This is a genomic window from Fructilactobacillus sp. X3R2C1 (genome assembly GCF_059901235.1).
In genome coordinates, this window is record NZ_JBWXVA010000001.1 from 203,993 (window position 1) to 222,854 (window position 18,862).

The window sequence follows — 18,862 nt, forward strand, 5'->3', positions numbered from 1 at the left end:
TTCACTCACTATGATTCAACCGCAAACATCAACGTTGCATTAGCGATTTCCTGTCCGTCCCTAGTGACAACACCTTTTCCAATTCCAATATTATGTTTAACCTTTAATAAATCGACCTTTAAATGTAAAACATCGCCCGGTCGAAAGTCATCTTTAAACTCAGCTTGTTTGATTCCACCAAAAAAGGCGTTTTTACCCTTGTATTCTGGCATTGATAAGAGAGCAACCACTCCAGTCTGAGCCATTGACTCAAGCACCAACGGACGTGGCAGTGTCGGATGATTACCTTGATTTTCAAAGTACCATTCGTTTCCTGCCAACATCTTAGTGGCCTCGGCTCCCTCTCCCGGGGTAATGGTGTCAATCTTATCAATCATCTGAATTGGGGGACGTTGAGGGATATAATCATTAACATTCAATGCCATAACTAATCCTCCTTAATCTCATAAACTGGTTCGTTATACTCAACCATCGAACCATTCTCAACCAGACGTTTCATGACGGTGCCGCTCACCGGACTTTTGACTTCATTGACCATCTTCATGGCCTCAATGATACAAACCGTTTCACCCTTTTGAACGCGATCACCATCTTTTTTGAAGTCGGGCTTTTCAGGACTAGGAGCAAAATACAATATTCCCACCATCGGTGCCTTTAGTTGATAATTACCACTAGTAGGTGCATTCAACTGAAGCTTTTCCTGATTTTCATCCGATTTATCATCCGCCGTTTTTTCAACGTGGGTGACTGGTTTAGAATGACTGTCAATCTTGGAGAAATAAAGTTGTTGACCGTTTTCGTCAATTTTTAATTCTTGTAAGTTGGACTTATCAAATTTAGTTATTAATTTTTCAATGTCTTTTTCATTCATTATTGATTCCACTTCTTTATCGCAATGACCGCGTTATGACCACCAAATCCAAATGAATTACTAATGGCGGTATTGACCGGTCTTTTAGCATTATCTTTATCCACTAGCCTGATATGACTTTCTGGATCCTGGGTACTGACACCAACATTCACTGGCATTTGACTATGCTTCATGGATCCAAGAATTGCCACTGCCTCAATGGCCCCGGCAGCTCCAAGGGCATGACCAGTCATCCCTTTGGTTGAACTAACCAAGACGTGGTCATTATCTTTAAACAACTTGCTAATGGCCTTTGACTCAGAAACATCATTAGATTGAGTTGCTGTGCCATGGGCATTAATGTAATCAAGGTCGGAAGTCTTGATGTGAGCTTCATCCAATGCTTGTTGCATGGCCCCAATGGCCCCTTCCCCATCTGGATCCGGAGCAGTAAGGTTGTAAGCGTCACTCGTTTGGCCGTAGCCAACGATTTCACCCAAAATATGTGCATCACGCGCTTTGGCGTGATCGTAATCTTCAAGCACTAAGGTTCCAGCACCAGCGCCCATTACGAAACCGTCCCGATCTTTATCAAATGGCATGGAAGCGTGAGCTGGATCTTCACTTGAAGAAAGAGCTGTTAGGGCCGCAAAGGCTGAAATCCCAACCGGAGTAATTGCTGCCTCTGATCCACCAGCGATCATCATTTTAGCCTTGCCAGCTTTAAGGTATTCATAAGCATCGCCAATCGCGTTGGTTCCAGTTGCACAAGCTGTAACCACGGCTTTACTGGTGTTTTTAGCGCCAAAGTAGATCGAAATATTGCCAGCAGCCATATTAATAATGGTTTCTGGGATAAATAACGGGGAAAGACGTCTGGGACCCTTTTTGTACATTTTTAGAACCTGCGTCTCGATGGTACTAATACCACCAATCCCAGATCCGTAGATGACGCCAAGATCCTTTCCATCATATTCTCCTCGTTTCAACCCAGCTTGGTCCATTGCCTCTACGGCACTGTAAAGTGCGTATTGCGCAAATGGATCTACTCGATGATAGTCTCGTTTAGCTAAGCGTTTGCTTGGATCAAAGTCCTTTACGCCGGCTGCCACGTGAGCTTTAATCTCAGAGGTGTCAAAACTAGTGATTTTTTCGATTCCAACCTTTGAAGCCAACAAATTATCAATAAAAGTCTCAGCATCGTTCCCGATCGGGGTTACTGCACCCATGCCCGTAACAACAACTCTATTACCCAATTGAATCCTCCCTTAAATAAACGGAACTACATTGTGAGTCCGCCATCAACAGTGATTACCTGTCCGGTAATGTATTGATTATTAATCAAAAACTCGATTGTTTCGGCTACTTCTTCAGCACTTCCAAAACGATGAAGGGGAATGGTATCTTCCCACCTCGAAATAATTTTGTCACTCAATTTGGCCGTCATGTCGGTCTTGATCATGCCAGGAGCAACGGCGTTACAACGAACCCCTCTAAGTGATCCTTCTTGTGCCGTCGTCTTTGTTAAACCAACAATCCCTGATTTGCTTGCCGAATAATTAGCCTGTCCCATATTTCCGTGAAGTCCCGAAATACTGGAAGTGTTGATGATAACACCAGCTCGTTTCTTTTGCATTGTTTTTAAGGCATACTTAGTCATGTTAAACGTTCCAACGAGGTTAGTGTCTAACACAGCTTTAAAATCCTCTTCGCTCATCCGCGTTAAGAGTTTGTCCCTGGTAATCCCAGCATTATTAACCAATACATCGAGATGATCATGTTCATCTAAGATCTGGTTCACCATTGACTCAGCGTCTTCTTCTTTTGAAACGTCGCCAATCAAGATCTCAATCTCAGTGTCAAACTGTGACTTTAAATCTTTTACTTCGTCATCACTTAATTCTCGATGAGAATTCACAATCACAAAATTATGTGGATCTTTTGCTAATCGTTTGGCAGTTGCCAGACCAATTCCCTTAGTAGCACCGGTAATTAAAACCGTGCTTTTGTCATTTTTCGTTGTCATGAATTAGTCCTCCAAACCAAGTTTTGCTTGTAAATCATTTAATTTCTTTAAACTGTCAACGCTATAAGCATCGACATCTTTAAGTGTCTTTTTTGCAAATTTAGTCAGTGTGTTCCCCGGCCCGATTTCAATCAGCGTATCTACTCCGTAGTTTTTGACCATGAATTCTAGATCCGCTTTAAAGTGGGTTGGATTGACCAACTGACGGGTTAACGTATCGGAGAGGTTATCCTTGTTAAACAGGTCAACGTCAGTGTTGCTGATCACTGGAACCTCCGGGGTTTTAAAAGCAACATTCTCCAACCGTTTTGAAAGCAAATCACTAGCTAGTTGCATCAGCGGAGTATGTGAAGAAACGGCCACTTTTAAGGGAACGACCCGCTTTGCTCCCCGGTTCTTAAGTTCTGCACTAGCTGTTTTGACCCCAGACTCAGTCCCACCAATCACAGTTTGTTCGCTGGTATTGAAATTAGCTGGGTATGCTCCATCAACTTCGTTAGTTACGTCAACCACCACTTGGGGCTCAACCTTTAACACAGCAGCCATTGAACCGGGATTTTGCTGTCCGGCTTCATCCATGTAGTGGCTTCGGTCACGCACTAATTTTAATCCTGATTGAAAAGATAGTGCTTTAGCAGATACTAAAGCACTATACTCGCCTAAACTAAGACCCATCATTGCCTGCGCTTTAGGAAGCTTGCCAGCTAAAATCTGGTAAATCCCATAACTCAAAGTCAAAATGGCAATCTGAGTATTTTCAGGATCGTCAAAAACCTTCGGATCGGATAGATCAAGATTTAAAGTATGCGACGCGGTATCGACCACGTTTTTATAGGTATCGTTATTTTGATACAAGTCAGATCCCATGTTAGCAAACTGTTGTCCCTGGCCACTGAATAAATAACCGATTTTCAAAATTTAAAACACTCCTAAAATAAAAAACACTTTATTATTTATCGTTCTTTTCGTCAATTTGCTTTGCAACATAATCAACTAGGTCAGAAACCGTCTCCATGCCCTCGTCACTATCAATTTCGATGTCATAGGCATCTTCTAGGGCATCCACAATTTCAAAGATATCTAATGAATCTAAATCCAAGTTATCTTTGAAGTTAGCGTCCATTTTAATGTCATCGGGGTTGATATCGGTTTGGTCGGTAACAACCGCCTTAATCTTGTCAAAAATCTGATTCTTATCTGCTTTTTCAGCCATAAATAATCACTCCATTTAATAAAATTTGTTTGTCCTCAATAATTAATTATAACAGTTCCAGTAGTTAATCCGCCACCAAAACCGACAAGGGCAACTTTGTTTCCTCTTTGAATTTTACCGCTTGTAAGCAAATCTGCCAATAGCAGTGGTTCACTAGCTGCCGCTGTATTCCCATATTCATCAATATCAATTGGGAACCGACTTTTCGGCAAATCAAGCCTTCTAACAACGCTAGTAATAATTCTGGCATTAGCTTGATGCATGACAAAAACATCAATATCATCTAAAGCTAAATGAGCATCTGTCAGTGCTATTTTAATTGAACTGGGAACCCTCTTTAACGCAAAGTTAAACACTTTATGACCATCCATCTTAAAGAACCGATTTTCTTGATTGGTACTTTTCCCAAATGGTGTAACGCAGGGAAAGTGTCCAGCTGTCAAAGCTGACCCCAAATCACCATAAGTTTGAAGGGACTCTCCTAAGACCTTCGAATCAGAACTAGGATCATTTTGAACCAAGATCCCAGCGGCTCCATCACCAAAAAGCACGGCAGTTGATCGATCTGACCAGTCCAAAAACTTACTTAATACTTCCGCACCAATCAAAATCCCACAACTACCGTTCTTTTTTGCTAACAACGAATTAAGAATTGACGTTCCAAACGCAAAACCCGTACATGCGGCATCAATATCAAACGCCACCGCATTGGTAGCGTCAATCGCACCCTGAACGCTAGCAGCCGTCGATGGAGTCTGATAATCAGATGACATGGTGGCCACAATTACATAATCCAAGTCTTTAGGATCAGTCCCAGAACTTTTCAAAAGCTTTTGAGCCACTTCCACACTCATTGACGTTGTAGATTCATTAACCGCAATGTGCCGACTTGAAATGCCCGTTCGTCTCTTGATCCATTCATCAGAGGTGTCCATAATCTTAGCCAGGTCGTCATTAGTGACGACCTTTTCAGGAACACTTTTGGCGCTTGAAATAATTTTAAAAGCACTCACTACTTATCACCTACTTAATCGACCCGGTCAGCTAACGAGAATTCAAGTGTGGCCGAACAAGCTTTATCGCCATTAACTTCACTATCAGCCACCATCGTGTAGGTTCCATCGTTAACTTCTTTTAAATCAACGTGAACTTTCAAAATGTCGCCAGGTCGGACCATGTGTCTAAACTTCACATTTTTAGTTTTGTTAAGTTTAGTAACCTTACTTTTAGGATCAACATCAAGCGATTTCAAAATGAGGATTGACGCCACCTGCGATAAGGTCTCAACAATTAAAACTCCTGGCATTAGTGGAAATCCGGGAAAATGACCCTGAAAATAGTTTTCATTAGCGGTGACGTTCTTTACGGCATCAATTGACTCGCCCGGGGTTAGCTGATCCACTCGGTCCACAAATAAAGTTGGGTTACGGTTTGGAAGAATTTCCATTATTTTATCAATGCTTAACTGTTCCATATTTTCATCTCACAAAATTTAGTTTTACGTTACAAATGTGACGTTTGGTAACATCTTAACGTTTATTCAAACTGAGTGCCTCGCTACTTACTAAGAGGATTTTATCCTTTGAATTATACCCAATCGCCCATCGATTTCCGTATCGATCTCCAGGAATTCCTGGGAATTTATCGGCCTCATCATTATCCATATCTTGAAGATAATCATAGGACTCTGGGATGGGAGCCGAGTAACGATCGATTCCAACACCATCAACATAGTACATCCGCCAGTGATTGGTGTCATTTATGAAATGATGCTCTTGATCATAGGAACCGGGCATAACCTCAACGCTGTACTCAAGGTAATCTGGGTTGACCAGAACAGTATGCCCATTATCCATGATTGCGGAATAATAGGTGCCATAGTCCACCAAATCTGGATAACGATGACGTTCAATCTTTTGCCGTGGCGCCAGCTCAATATCTGTCCCATCAATCACTCTCTGTTTATTAGGATGTCGTTTTTCATCGATTTCAGTTTGAAATTTTTTCAAGAATTCATTGGCCGAACCGTGCAATTTGGAAATACCATCCGAAATCCGATTTTTTCTAACCATGATACTGTCCCTCCTTAATTTTTTTACACTTGATTTTACCACATTGAAGACTAAATTCTAACGTTTGGGCACCAAGGTATCGTATACTTGCTTATAGTATAAGAGATCAAATAATCAATGAAGGTAGGTAAGAAAAATGGAATTGAAGCTTGAACGAATCTATACCAAGCCCGTCGATAAGGATGGATACCGAATCCTAGTTGATCGTCTCTGGCCTCGTGGAATCTCGAAGGTTAACGCCGATCTAGATATTTGGTTCAAATCAATCGCTCCAAGTACCGAACTAAGAAAATGGTTCGGACACGCCCCCGCCAAGTTTGAGGAATTCAAACAAAAGTATTTGGATGAACTAAAAAATAATCCACAAATGCCCGGATTTATATCATTAATTTCCACCCATTTAAAATCGGATAACGTAATTTTGTTGTATGGAGCAAAGGATACAAAGCATAATCAAGCGATCATTATCTATCACTATTTGCTTGCCCAACCTGAGATTAAAGCAGAACTCAATCAGTAATGGAGGAATTTAACATGAAAACAGTAGAAATTGGTAAATCAGACGTAACGACCGTCCCACTAGGTTTAGGCACTAATGCCGTTGGTGGTCACAACTTATTTCCAAACTTAAGTGACCAAACCGGAATCGAAATCGTTAAAACAGCTTTAGACTCTGGCATTACCCTGCTAGATACTGCCTTTGCGTATGGCATGGGCGAATCAGAAAAACTAATCGGTGAAGCCATCAAGGGATACGATCGTTCTAAGATTCAGATCGCTACTAAGGGTTGTCAAAAGGTTCAAAGCGATGGAAGCGTTGTTATTGATGACTCTCCGGAATACTTAAAACAATGCGTCGAAGATAGTTTGAAACGACTTCAAACCGACTACGTTGATATCTTCTACATCCATTTTCCAGATGATCACACCCCATTAAACGAATCAGTGGCTGCTTTAAACGAAATGAAAAAAGCCGGTAAGATTCGTGCCATCGGAGTTTCAAACATGTCAATGAAACAATTAAAGCAGGCCAACCTTGACGGACTGGTTGACATTGATGAAGAAGAATACAACTTGATTGATCGCTCAGCCGAAAGGGAAAGATTCCCATATCTAAAGGAACACGATATTTCATTTGTTCCATTCTTCCCACTTGCATCTGGACTCTTGACCGGCAAGTACAGCAAAGAGACTAAGTTCCCAAAGGATGATATCAGACATGACAATCCCGACTTTAAAGGCAAAGAGTTCAAAAAGATTGTTGAAAAAGTTGACCAACTAAAGCCAATTGCCGACAAGCATGACGCTACCGTTGCTCAAATCGTCATTGCTTGGTACATCAAGAATCCTGACATCACGGTTGTTATTCCGGGTGCTAAAAAGCCAGAGCAAGTCAAAAGCAATGCTAAAGCGTTAGACATTGACCTTAGCCACGCCGAGTATGATCAAATTAACACCCTATTTAAATAGAAATTAAGAAATGAAAAGCGTTCATCAAATGATGAACGCTTTTTTGACACTTATTTATTTTTAATTTCACGGTAGAAAATGATTTGAGCCGCTGAATTCCAGAAACTAATGAAAATCATTGGAACATATACAATTACAGAAACCACCGCGGCTAAAATAGAATTACCCTTCACAACGGTTGTAACGGCTGTCATCAAAATGGTTAATACGAAATACATACAGAAAAATAACAGCTGCAGATAAAAAAAGTTCCACTTGTAACCCTTCGTTGTTTGCCAAGCATCGGTAAATGCTTGAGTAATCCCAACTTCTTTTCCGGTCTCAATTTCATCTTGATACGAATACATCCAAAGACCCCATCCAACCGACAAGATGACGCCGGGAACAATCAATAGGAGGGTTGCAAAGGTCTCTGCAAGTGTCATTAATAGTCCTACCAGAATGATGACAGGCCAATTATACTTACGATTAAAAGCCACAAAAGCATTCTTAAACTTAAAACTATCATTTTGAATACTCTTGGCGTATCCCATGGCCAGAGAGGCAGCAAATAAGATTCCCACCAGACCAACAATTAATTCAAAGATTGAGAAAAGGGCTCTTTGCATGCCTTGAAGCTTGAACAACATCATTGGATCCGAAAAAGCTCCCACGACCCCAGCTGGGATGCCCATTAAAAACATCATCCACCAGTTCTTCTTAACGATTCCCCACGACTTTGTCATTGCATTTGCAATCATATGTATTCCTCCATTTTTCGTTACTAGAATTATTACACGCCGAGTTCTTTTTGACAACGTAAAAAAAGAGAAGCAACTTGCTTCTCTTTTTGTAACTAATGATTAACTATTTAATTTCTTCGTAGAATTTAATGTTAGCCATTGAGAACCACACCATGTAAAAGATTGAAATTGCGATGGCGAGCACCGTCAAAATGACTTCAAGCACAATTGCAAAGACGGTCCATGTCAACATTGAGGCAAAGATCCACCAGAGAAGTGCACCTACCAGGACAATTACCGCGTAGGTTACGATGGCAATGATTAGGTTCAAAACTTTCAAACCAATCAGACCCCAACGATTGCCAGTCATGAGTTTCCATGAAGCTGAAAAGCCATCCATTAGATGAACTTTTTTACCAGCTCGTTGAGCATCAAAGTAAGTCAAGTAGATGAATGCTAAACCAGTGGCAACAAAGATCCAAGCAATTCCAACTAATGCTAGAATCACAATTCCAACAATGATCAAAGCGACCACTTGAGCGGTGGTGGTGTTAAAACCAAAGACTCGAGGAACAAATGAAGCACTAATCACACCAGCGGAGGCAACAAATAATGCACCAAAAATGAAACTAATCAAATCCATAAAAGCGGCATACAGTGCTGCCACTAGCCAAGTGTTTCCTTGTTTAAATGCCACAAAGGCATCTTCAAATTTAAACGTATCGGTCTCGTCACCAGTCAGGTACCCCATCGCTGCTGATTCAAATAATACAATCCCAATAATTCCAACGATGATCGAGATTAACCAGATACTAAAACTGGCACCCAAACTATAACTTAAACTCAAAGCCTCAGAATTTTGCAGGCTGCTAACCAATCCACCCAGAACAGCGGATATTAAGATCGCAGGAACAACCATTGCTAACAAAATCCAAAAATGCTTTTTGGTTACGTTAAGGGCACTTTTAATTGCTTTAATAATCATAATAATTCTCCCTTTGTTAATTTATTTACAATTTCATTATAACGAAATCTTAATAAAAACGCTATCAGTCACAATCACAACCAATAAAAAAAAGAAGCACACGCTTCTCTTTTGACTAAATTAGTCATCCCATTGGTCAACAGTGTCAACTGGAGCATCAGGATTCCCATTCCAACGGAAGTCACCGTACCAAATTGAACGCTTGTCAACGTTAAGGCTATTAATTAGGCGAATGTCATCGTCGTCAAGTTCAAAGTCAAAGATGTCAGCATTGGCTTTAATGTATTTTTCGTGAGCTGACTTTGGAATTGAGATAATGCCTCGTTGCATGTCCCAACGAATGATGATTTGTGCGGTTGATTTACCGTACTTTTCAGCAACCTTCTTAACAAGTGGATTGTTTAAAGCGGCTCCACCACCAAGTGGTGACCATGCTTCAAGTTTAATGTCATTTAAGTCACAGTATTCTTTAATGTCAGCTTCTTGTTCTAAGGGATGAAATTCCATTTGGTTGACAGCTGGCTTTACGGAAGCATGCTTCATCAAGTCTCTTAGACGACGAATATTGAAGTTTGAAACTCCAATGGCACGTGCTTTACCCTCATGGTAAATCTTTTCAAGAGCGCGCCAAGTTTCCTTGTACTTGCCATTAACTGGCCAGTGAATTAGTAACAAGTCAACGTATGGGGTTTGAAGACGCTTTAATTGGCCTTCAAAAGCTTCAAGAGTTGAATCGTATCCTTGATCACCATTAAATACTTTAGTCGTTAGAAAAACATCTTCACGTTTTAATCCGTTGTCAGTCAGACCTTTTTTCAGACCTTCACCAACACCGGCTTCATTTCCATATTGTTTAGCGGTATCGATTGCTCGATAACCATCATTTAGTGCCCATTCAACGGATTGAGCGGCGGTTTTATTATCACTCTTCCAAACACCCATTCCTAATTGGGGCATTTCAACGCCATTATTTAAACGTACTTTTGATTCTAAATCTCTACTCATACTTAACACCTCCATGAACTAATTGTAGGATATCACGTTATTTATTTCATGAATTTTGTTTGTTATTTTTAGCGAGCGTCACGGTAAAATCAAGCGTTCCCTTGTTCACGACGTCTAAGATGTACTGAAATAACATCATAATCCAAGAAAAGGCCAACGTGAACGAAGTAATCTCAAAGGCTGTTAGTGAGAAGTAGTGCACAACTTGAAAGAGGATACTGGCCAGCACTAGTAGTAGTCCAATCAAATACGACGTTTTCAGGAAGTTTTTAGAAATTCCAGGCCAAAGCCAACGAATTCCAGCAATCAGAATAATAATAATCCAAACTAACGACCAGCCAAACTGAGTGTGCCAAAAATGCATCCACGGAATCTGAATGTCATTGGGAATAATCCCGATAGCGGCCACGTTAAACGCCATTAACGTCAAAAGGGTTCGTAAAATCCAAGTTTGAATGGTTGGTCTTTGAACTGATTTTAACGAAACAAACAAGAAATCAATCACAGCCCACATCAATAAAGCGGAAAAGATAATGGTCAAGTTAAACTGCCAACTGTCGGTTGCTCGACTCGTCCCCAAAAAGCTCAGATTATGGCGCCACCAGTAGCGATGACTGTTTGACGACATGGAGATCAGAACACCAGAAACAATGATTAGGTTCAAAAGATCGACTAATAAAGTTGGCGTTAGAGCCACTGCCACACTAATCATGACGTAGTTCACGATTCCCTCTAAAATGGCAATGATGATGGTCGCCGTATACACATCGAAAGTGGCGCCTTTAAAAGCAATTCCCAGAATCCAAAATACCCCAAGCAGTCCAACCAATAAACTGGCAGTAAAGGATAGAACAATCGTTGGAAAGTTTCGCCAGTAAATATTGCGATAAATGGTATTTTGTGGATTCTTGCGACTTTTAATGAGAAAAATCGTAAACAGTAAAGCACCAAAAAACAGTCCCAATATAATGGTGCCACTGGCAATCGAATATTTACCACTGATGGGGACGATCTGAAAGTGCCGATACTTAAAAAAGATCAGTGCGATTAACGCGGTCATCATCGCCGGAATCAGCGACCACCAGATCGAAACGTTCCACGAATTCGGCGTGCCATCGTTAACTTTTTCTACCGTCATGCCCTGTCTTCGCAGTGTCAAGTTCAATTTGGCTCCCGGCTTAATATGGAGACGTTCAACGACCTGATTTGGGATTGCAATTTTATACTTTGGTTCCGTCATTATGATTCCTCGTTCGTTATGAATTTGAAAATAGTTTTATTCTTCTATTATAACGGACCCAGGACTAATTATTAAAAAAAGAAGCAGAATTCTATGAATTCTACTTCTTAAGTTAGTTGATAATTTTAATTTATTTGTCATCACCAGTGAAATCGAAAACAACACGGCCAACAATCTTACCAGCCTTCATGTCATCAATTACGTTGTTGATATTTTCTAACTTGTCAGTTCTAACGATTGGTTTAACCTTACCTTCAGCACCGAACTGGAAGGTTTCTCTAAGATCTTGTCTAGTTCCAACTAGTGAACCAGCAACTTTAATACCGTCAAGAACGGTCTTGTCGATGTTAAGTGCCATATCACCCTTTGGTAGAGCAACCGCAACTAAGGTTCCGTCAGGACGTAAAGCGTTAACTGATTGAGTGAAAGCATCCTTGTTAACGGCAGTAACGATTGAATCGTAAACTCCACCAACTTTATCTTGAACTTGTTCGGCAACGTTACCGTCATGTCTGTTAATCAAAACATCGGCACCATTTTCTTTAGCAGCTTCTAACTTCTTAGGATCTCCATCCACAACTACAACTGGAGCACCAAAGACGTTTTTGGCAAGTTGAACACCCAGGTTACCTAATCCACCGGCACCAACGATTTCAACCCACTTGCCGGGTCTCGTGTCACCAATCTTTAAAGCTTTGTAAGTGGTAACACCGGCACAAGTTAGTGAAGTTGCTTCAACGGGGTCCAAGCCTTCAGGAACCTTAACGGCGTACTTAGCATCAACGATACATTCTTCTGCCATGGCACCGTTAACGGTGAAACCAGAGTTTTTAACGTTACGACATAAGGTCTCATTACCAGTAACACAATACTCACAAGTACCGTCAGCTGAGTAGAACCAAGCGATTGAAACTCGGTCACCAACTTTTAAGTCGGTAACGTCGTCAGCAACTTGAGTTACACGTCCAACTCCTTCGTGACCAATGATTCGGCCCGGAACTTCACCGAAGTCACCCGAGGCAACGTGGAGGTCAGTATGACAGAGTCCACAATACTCAACTTTAACTAAAGCTTCACCCTCGTGAATTGGACGAAGTTTGACATCTTTAACATCAACGTATCCATCTGAATTATCTCTAACAACTGCTGCTTTTACCATATTAATTCTCCTATTCCCATGATTTATAGTCGTCTATCTATCAACAATTCCTATCATATAGTTAAAATTTTCACGTGTCAACAGGGAATTGTAAGCGATAACAGATTGTAATATATCCTTAAAAAACGAAGAATTAAAAAAGTGATCTATTTCCATGCCCAGGGGTCTTGATGCCATTTATTAAGTCGCTCGTACTGATCATTTTCGATTTGACCGTTGTTAAGCATTTGCTTAATTAGTTCAGGATAAGTTAACAGCGGAACAAATCCTAAATCGGCCTTGTTAAAATTATCGTCGGCATCACTAAAACCATAGGAGAAGATGGAAACTACCCCATCAACTTGATGGCCGTCATTTTGAACTGCCTGAGCGGCCTTAATCACACTGCCACCAGTTGAAATTAAATCATCAATGAGCACAATGTGATCATCTGGGTCTACTTTTCCTTCAATTTGTTTACTAGTCCCATGATCCTTTGGTTTGGATCTAACGTAGATCATCGGTAACTTCATTTCTTCAGCTACCCAAGCCGCGTGCGGGATTCCAGCCGTTGCCACTCCGCCAATGACTGTGACGTTCGGAAAATTAGTCTGAATTAATTGACCAAGGGCCTGATAAATCTTTTTTCTTAGTTTTGGATACGAAATCGTTAAACGTAGGTCGGTATAAATTGGCGACTTAATCCCACTGGCAAACGTAAAGGGGCGTCTTGGATTCAGTTGAACGATTTGGTCGTTAACCAGGTCCTTTAAAATTTCAGTTGTACTATGCATAACTAATCTGTCCCCTTCTTTAAATTCCATTCATCATTGTATTTTTGATAAGCCCGATAAGGATGTTCACTCTGCGTAATGGGACGTCCCACGACAATGGCAGACGCACCATCACGCCGCGCTTGTTCTGGTGTTGCCACCCGTTTTTGATCTTCACTGGCGTCGTCTTTACTTCTGATTCCAGGCACAACGTAATCAAAGTCATCCCCAACTTGCTTCATTAAATCAGGCAGTTCTTTAGCTGAGGTAATGACCCCATCACAACCAGAATCTTTAGCTAGCTTAGCTAGGGAGACTACCTGCTCATTCATGTTCAAAGAACAATTTTGCTCGTTAGCAAGTCCGGCTTTCGAAATGGAAGTTAATTCGGTCACCCCTAATAACTCGGGAACCTGATTATGAGATTGATTACTCCCATCCACTAAGCCACGCTTAGCAGCCTTCATCATTTCACTTCCGCCAAGTGTGTGCACGGTCACATAATCAACTCCAAGTTGAGCAAGCTGAAACATTCCCGCGTACACAGTGTTAGGAATGTCCATTAACTTCAGGTCTAAAAAGATTGAACACCCCTTATTTTTGATTTCTTTGACCGTCTCAGGACCGTATCGATAGAAAAGTTCCATCCCAACCTTGACCGTCAGTTGACTTGGGTACGCAAACTGATCCAAAAACGTATTTACGTCCATTTGCGTCGGAAAATCCAGCGCAATCATCATTGCCTTCTTCATTTTCTTACCTCGCAAAAAAGGACCAATCACAGACGAGTGTCAGAGAATGGTCCTTTAAAATTAAATTTATATCAGTTAATAAACATAATCCTGGTTTCTCTGAACCAACTTAATTAATTATTACTCTAAATATAGGGAATATCGGTGGGGCCGTCAAGGTAAAAGTTCATCTTGTCAAAACAATTTTACTATGTAATAATCACTAACAGCGTCAAATAAACAAGACCAGCGAGTCTTAATTTGGAGGAAATTATGGATAAAATAAGCAATAATACTGAGCACAGCCATGCATCAATGAGCAAGAACCAGAAACTAGTCTTACTGTCGTCTAGTTCTGGCTTTGGTCTTGAAAACATGGACGTGCTTTTTCTGTCTTTTACAATGAGTTCCATCATCGCATCCTTACACATCTCAGCCGGAGCGGCCGGGTTAATTGGAACTATCACCAACTGGGGAATGCTGCTTGGTGGCGTGATCTTTGGATTTCTTGGTGACCGTTTTGGTCGAGTTAAGACGTTTACCTACACTATCTTCATCTTTGCGTTTGCGACCGCTCTAATGGGGTTTGCCAACAACATCTACTTAATCTACTTTCTAAGACTGTTGACCGGGATTGGAGCTGGTGGTGAATACGGACTCGGGATTACTTTACTAGCTGAAGCATTTCCAAAGAATAAGTTAGGAAAAATGTCATCAATTGCATCAGTCGGAGGGCAAGTCGGTGCTCTTCTTGCAGCAATCCTGGCCGCCTTTATTATTCCACACCTTGGCTGGCATGCGTTGTACTTGCTCGGGCTCATTCCGATTGTCCTAATCTTCTTCGTTAGACGCCATTTACACGAGTCAGACGAGTTTCTTGAATCAAAGCAGGAACAGACCATTTCAACTGGCGAAGCCATTAAAAAATACATGTTTTCAGACTTTAAGACCGCCTATCAAAGTGTCGGTTTGATGATTATGACGACCGTTCAGATCGCTGGATACTTCGGGTTAATGAACTGGCTTCCAACCATCGTTCAAAAGCAAAGTGGTTTAAACGTTGCTGGATCCTCACTATGGATGATTTCCACCATTATTGGGATGAGTATTGGCATGATGGTGTTTGGTACGATTCTTGATCACATCGGACCACGGCTCTCATTTGGGATCTTCCTAATTGCCTCATCAATCATGGTTTACTTATTGGCCCTAGCGCACACCACGATTGCTCTACTAGTGATTGGTGCGGTCGTTGGTTTCTTCTCAAACAGGATGTACGGCGGATACGGTGCGGTTGTGAGTCAACTCTACCCCACTGAAGTGAGAAGTAGTGCCAACAATATCATCGTGGGAGTTGGTCGAGCAGTTGGTGGAATGTCATCGGTCATTATCGGAATTCTAATGGATCAATATAACCTGTACGTAGTAATGATTTTCCTTTCCGTTTTGTATTTAATCAGCTTTGTCACCATGATAAGCATCCCTGGCATTAAAAAATTAAGTAAAAAACACCAAATTAAGTGCAAATAACTAACATTTTTAACCCAAAAGAATTAGAATAGACATGAATAAATGAAAAAGGGGATATATAACATGGCTGATGATTTTGAAACACCACGCGTATTAGACGAAAAGATGTCAGAAGTATTTGATTGGAGCGACGACTCAACTCCAGTACGTGATGCATTATGGGATCACTACATGGAAGATAACAGTCATGATACCATGAAGACTGAATCTGATATGGAAAAGTACTTAAACATGAGCGATGACGATGTTAAAGCTGATGCTGAAAAGTTACTTAAAAAATAGTTTTTGATTCTTAGAACTCATCATTATTGATGGGTTCTTTTTTTATACAAAAAGAGATGACTGAATTGTCATCTCTTTTATTTGGGATTAATTGTTAACGATCCGTTGATAAACATGAGTTGTTAACAGATAAATTACTATATAGAAAATAATTAAAACTAGTGTCGCACAGACACTGACGCTTAGCATAACTTTTGAATCATATACCCCAATCATTTTTAGTACGCTTGATAGAGCTGGATATGCAAAACCTAAGTTTATAACTGTTCCAACAATTGGCAACATAAAGACCATGAGCATTTGACTATGAATTGCATGTTTACTTTCCTTAGTACTTAACCCAACTTTTTTCATTGTTTTAAAGCTGTTTTTATCAGACAGTCCTTCCGAAATTTGCTTGTAATAGATAATTAGTGCAGTCATAATTACCATAATAAAAGCAATTAGAATTCCAACAAATAACAGACTACCAAAAACAGATTGAATTAAATCTTTCATCATCGGTTTAGAAGTATACTCATATTCTGGGATTTTTAATTGTTTCTGGATTTGTCTAGAAGTGGCCACCTTAGCTTTATCATTTCCATAAATATTAAAAGCAGTTACATTTTGAAAGGGAACATCTTTCTCTTCTTTCACCAATGGATTGATTTTCAAGACACTCTCTTTGTTTGAAGCAACGACATACGTCCTACGCTGCCCTAAGTTAGGTGAATCTGATGTGACAGAGAAATGATTAATTCTTTTAACATGATACTCACCACCATTTGTCTTAATCTCTTTTGGAACGATCTTAGACCTAGGTGAGAAAAATAATACCTGGTTCGGTTTTAATTTAACGTTTTGATGCTGCCAATCATTGTAATCTTTCAACGATACGGTTGATAATTCAGTTTTACCAGTTAAACTTGGGACAAATTTACCTTCCTCAGTAAAGTTTCCTGATTGTGGTTGAGTTTGTTTTAATTGTTTAAAATCAGTGATATTAGTATGGTTCCGTCTAGCAATATTACTAATACTTTTCTTATTAGTCTGAGTAAACTTAGTACTACTCGTAACCATGACATCATATGGACTGAAATTTTTGACTAACGCTTGGGTGTTAATAAATAAAGTTACAGTAGCCACAATTACTACCAAAGTTGCTGTACATAATAAGCAAATGGAGGCTAATCCTGCACCATTCTGTCTCATTCGATACAACATCCCCGAAATAGAAATAAAATGATTGGGTTGGTAATAAAATCGTTTGTTTTTTTGCAGCATTTTTAAAATTAAAATGATGCCGGTAATAAAAACTAAGTACGTTCCGATTACAACTAAAATTACCGCAATTATAAATACATATAATACGCTGTTATTGGGCTTAGTCGTTACTGAGATGAAATAGCCACTTGCTAAACAAATTAACCCCATCACTCCCCAGAGGTAATGAGACTTCGGCTCATTAGGAATCTTGCTTGCCGCCCTAAGCAACATAATTGGATTAGTCTTGATAATGCGACACACATCAAATAAAAATATTAAGAGAAAAATACCAGCAAATATCAGTAACACCAATCCGATAGCAATAATCGAAATAGTACTCTTAATTTGGTTGTCATTTAGTAATCGTTTAAGAATTAAAAACGCTAATTTTACAAAAGTGATCCCAAATATTATCCCAATTACGCTACTAACTAAGTATAAAATGATATTTTCAATCAAAAGAATCAGATCTAAATTTGCTTTAGTCAGTCCCAAAATATTATACAGACCAAGCTCTTGATCCCGCTGTCGCATCAAAAAACTATTCGCATAGAAAATAAAAATCACAGAAATAAGTAATACAAATACTAGTCCGAGTATCATCAGAGCTTCAATCAACTTCCAATATTCACTGTTATGAAGACTACTATTATTTAATAAACTAAATAAAATGTAGTTAATTCCAATTAATAGTGATGTTGAAAGGATAAATAGGGCATATCGCGAAATATTATGTGTCAGACTATGGAAGGATAATTTAGCTTCAATCATTATCAGAACCTCCCCTAATAATGGAATTAACACTAGTGGAAATTTCATCAAGGTACTGGTTCTGGCTCATGTCTCCTTTTCTCAAATCATGATAAATGATCCCGTCTTTGATAAAAAGAGTTCGTTTTGAATAACTTGCCGATAAGGCACTGTGAGTCACCATCACAATCGTTTGCCCAGCAACATTCACTGAATTAAGTAGTTTCATTAACCTAGCCGAATTATGAGAATCAAGTGCTCCCGTTGGTTCATCTGCTAAAACTAATTCTGGACGAGTCACTAACGCTCTAGCAGCTGCAATTCTTTGTTTCTGACCACCAGAAATTTCGTATGGATATTTTTCCAAAATACTACTAATTCCTAATTCATCAGCAATTTTATTTAATCGCTTGGTCATAAGTACCATACTGGTCTTAGCTAAAACTAAGGGAAGTAATATATTGTCTTTACTATTAAATGTATCTAATAAATCAAAATCTTGGAAAATAAATCCTAGATGATCACGTCGAAATCTGGCCGCTTGTTCCTCAGATAGCTCATCAATGTTTGTCCCATTCAAATTGATTACACCGCTTGTTGGCTTATCGAGGGTTGCCATGATGTTTAAAAGCGTAGTCTTCCCAGCACCAGATTCTCCCATGATGGCAACAAAATCACCTTTATTCACATCAAAAGAAATATCCTTTAGCGCAATTTTCTTTTCTAATCCCTCTCGATACACTTTCTTAACGTGTTCTAATCTTAATAAAGTCATCTAAAATTCCCCTTGTTTAAGTTATGAATTCATTATAAAAGGTCACTTCAAA

Annotated in this window: 22 protein-coding genes; 4 read left to right on the forward strand and 18 right to left on the reverse strand. The window is 39.8% G+C overall.

From position 1 onward, the window contains the following. Positions 1-8: 8 nt before the first annotated feature. The 9 genes from AC6UDB_RS01095 to AC6UDB_RS01135 are packed head-to-tail and all read right to left on the reverse strand — an operon-like array spanning position 9 to position 6,161. Complete coding sequence (locus AC6UDB_RS01095) at positions 9-425, reverse strand: 3-hydroxyacyl-ACP dehydratase FabZ family protein (RefSeq protein WP_500708905.1); 417 nt, start codon at positions 423-425, stop codon at positions 9-11. A gap of 2 nt (positions 426-427) precedes the next feature. Next, positions 428-871 (reverse strand): acetyl-CoA carboxylase biotin carboxyl carrier protein, encoded by a 444-nt coding sequence (locus tag AC6UDB_RS01100; protein ID WP_500708906.1) that lies wholly within the window; start codon positions 869-871, stop codon positions 428-430. After that, on the reverse strand, positions 871-2,106 hold the full coding sequence (gene fabF / locus AC6UDB_RS01105) for a beta-ketoacyl-ACP synthase II (protein ID WP_500708907.1): 1,236 nt from the start codon (positions 2,104-2,106) through the stop codon (positions 871-873). The genes AC6UDB_RS01100 and fabF overlap by 1 nt, the downstream gene beginning before the upstream one ends. Positions 2,107-2,132: 26 nt before the next feature. Next, entirely contained in the window at positions 2,133-2,876 is a 744-nt protein-coding gene (gene fabG / locus AC6UDB_RS01110; RefSeq protein ID WP_500696453.1) for a 3-oxoacyl-ACP reductase FabG, read from the reverse strand. Between the two features lie 3 nt (positions 2,877-2,879). Next, positions 2,880-3,791 (reverse strand): ACP S-malonyltransferase, encoded by a 912-nt coding sequence (locus AC6UDB_RS01115; RefSeq protein ID WP_500708908.1) that lies wholly within the window; start codon positions 3,789-3,791, stop codon positions 2,880-2,882. Positions 3,792-3,825: 34 nt separating this feature from the next. Continuing rightward, on the reverse strand, positions 3,826-4,089 hold the full coding sequence (locus tag AC6UDB_RS01120) for an acyl carrier protein (protein WP_500693414.1): 264 nt from the start codon (positions 4,087-4,089) through the stop codon (positions 3,826-3,828). 35 nt (positions 4,090-4,124) lie between these two features. After that, positions 4,125-5,102 (reverse strand): beta-ketoacyl-ACP synthase III, encoded by a 978-nt coding sequence (locus AC6UDB_RS01125; RefSeq protein ID WP_500708909.1) that lies wholly within the window; start codon positions 5,100-5,102, stop codon positions 4,125-4,127. 14 nt (positions 5,103-5,116) lie between these two features. After that, the gene (gene fabZ / locus AC6UDB_RS01130) at positions 5,117-5,563 is read right to left on the reverse strand and encodes a 3-hydroxyacyl-ACP dehydratase FabZ (protein WP_500706248.1); all 447 of its coding nucleotides are present in this window, start codon (positions 5,561-5,563) and stop codon (positions 5,117-5,119) included. A gap of 55 nt (positions 5,564-5,618) precedes the next feature. Then, entirely contained in the window at positions 5,619-6,161 is a 543-nt protein-coding gene (locus AC6UDB_RS01135; RefSeq protein ID WP_500693411.1) for a hypothetical protein, read from the reverse strand. A 136-nt stretch (positions 6,162-6,297) separates the two neighbouring features. On the opposite strand from AC6UDB_RS01135, the gene AC6UDB_RS01140 reads away from it, so the two are divergent. Both AC6UDB_RS01140 and AC6UDB_RS01145 read left to right on the forward strand, forming a co-directional pair. After that, positions 6,298-6,681, forward strand: coding sequence for a DUF488 domain-containing protein (locus tag AC6UDB_RS01140; protein WP_500708910.1), 384 nt, complete (start codon positions 6,298-6,300; stop codon positions 6,679-6,681). Between the two features lie 14 nt (positions 6,682-6,695). Next, the gene (locus AC6UDB_RS01145; RefSeq protein ID WP_500695357.1) at positions 6,696-7,631 is read left to right on the forward strand and encodes an aldo/keto reductase; all 936 of its coding nucleotides are present in this window, start codon (positions 6,696-6,698) and stop codon (positions 7,629-7,631) included. A 50-nt stretch (positions 7,632-7,681) separates the two neighbouring features. Here AC6UDB_RS01145 and AC6UDB_RS01150 read toward each other — a convergent pair whose 3' ends face one another. The 7 genes from AC6UDB_RS01150 to pyrF form a co-directional block, all read right to left on the reverse strand. Further along, the gene (locus AC6UDB_RS01150) at positions 7,682-8,371 is read right to left on the reverse strand and encodes a hypothetical protein (RefSeq protein WP_500708911.1); all 690 of its coding nucleotides are present in this window, start codon (positions 8,369-8,371) and stop codon (positions 7,682-7,684) included. A gap of 106 nt (positions 8,372-8,477) precedes the next feature. After that, on the reverse strand, positions 8,478-9,338 hold the full coding sequence (locus tag AC6UDB_RS01155; protein ID WP_500708912.1) for a hypothetical protein: 861 nt from the start codon (positions 9,336-9,338) through the stop codon (positions 8,478-8,480). 120 nt (positions 9,339-9,458) lie between these two features. Then, the gene (locus AC6UDB_RS01160; protein ID WP_500696447.1) at positions 9,459-10,343 is read right to left on the reverse strand and encodes an aldo/keto reductase; all 885 of its coding nucleotides are present in this window, start codon (positions 10,341-10,343) and stop codon (positions 9,459-9,461) included. A gap of 46 nt (positions 10,344-10,389) precedes the next feature. Then, the gene (locus tag AC6UDB_RS01165; RefSeq protein ID WP_500708913.1) at positions 10,390-11,583 is read right to left on the reverse strand and encodes an AbrB/MazE/SpoVT family DNA-binding domain-containing protein; all 1,194 of its coding nucleotides are present in this window, start codon (positions 11,581-11,583) and stop codon (positions 10,390-10,392) included. A 130-nt stretch (positions 11,584-11,713) separates the two neighbouring features. Beyond that, positions 11,714-12,742: an alcohol dehydrogenase AdhP gene (gene adhP / locus AC6UDB_RS01170; protein ID WP_500696445.1), complete on the reverse strand. Its 1,029-nt coding sequence runs from the start codon at positions 12,740-12,742 to the stop codon at positions 11,714-11,716. Between the two features lie 146 nt (positions 12,743-12,888). Beyond that, on the reverse strand, positions 12,889-13,515 hold the full coding sequence (pyrE, locus tag AC6UDB_RS01175; protein ID WP_500708914.1) for an orotate phosphoribosyltransferase: 627 nt from the start codon (positions 13,513-13,515) through the stop codon (positions 12,889-12,891). Positions 13,516-13,517: 2 nt separating this feature from the next. Then, a complete protein-coding gene (pyrF, locus tag AC6UDB_RS01180) occupies positions 13,518-14,246 on the reverse strand; it encodes an orotidine-5'-phosphate decarboxylase (RefSeq protein WP_500708915.1) in 729 nt (242 codons plus the stop codon). Positions 14,247-14,498: 252 nt separating this feature from the next. On the opposite strand from pyrF, the gene AC6UDB_RS01185 reads away from it, so the two are divergent. Both AC6UDB_RS01185 and AC6UDB_RS01190 read left to right on the forward strand, forming a co-directional pair. Next, positions 14,499-15,755 carry an MFS transporter gene (locus AC6UDB_RS01185; protein ID WP_500708916.1) on the forward strand — a complete coding sequence of 419 codons (1,257 nt, stop codon included), beginning with the start codon at positions 14,499-14,501 and terminating at the stop codon, positions 15,753-15,755. 63 nt (positions 15,756-15,818) lie between these two features. Continuing rightward, positions 15,819-16,037: a P8 family protein gene (locus AC6UDB_RS01190; RefSeq protein ID WP_500693400.1), complete on the forward strand. Its 219-nt coding sequence runs from the start codon at positions 15,819-15,821 to the stop codon at positions 16,035-16,037. Between the two features lie 87 nt (positions 16,038-16,124). On the opposite strand, the gene AC6UDB_RS01195 is transcribed toward AC6UDB_RS01190, so the two are convergent. Next, positions 16,125-18,056 carry an ABC transporter permease gene (locus AC6UDB_RS01195; protein ID WP_500708917.1) on the reverse strand — a complete coding sequence of 644 codons (1,932 nt, stop codon included), beginning with the start codon at positions 18,054-18,056 and terminating at the stop codon, positions 16,125-16,127. Beyond that, positions 18,049-18,810 (reverse strand): ABC transporter ATP-binding protein, encoded by a 762-nt coding sequence (locus AC6UDB_RS01200; protein ID WP_500708918.1) that lies wholly within the window; start codon positions 18,808-18,810, stop codon positions 18,049-18,051. Before AC6UDB_RS01200 ends, AC6UDB_RS01195 begins: the two co-directional genes overlap by 8 nt. Positions 18,811-18,862: the final 52 nt, after the last annotated feature.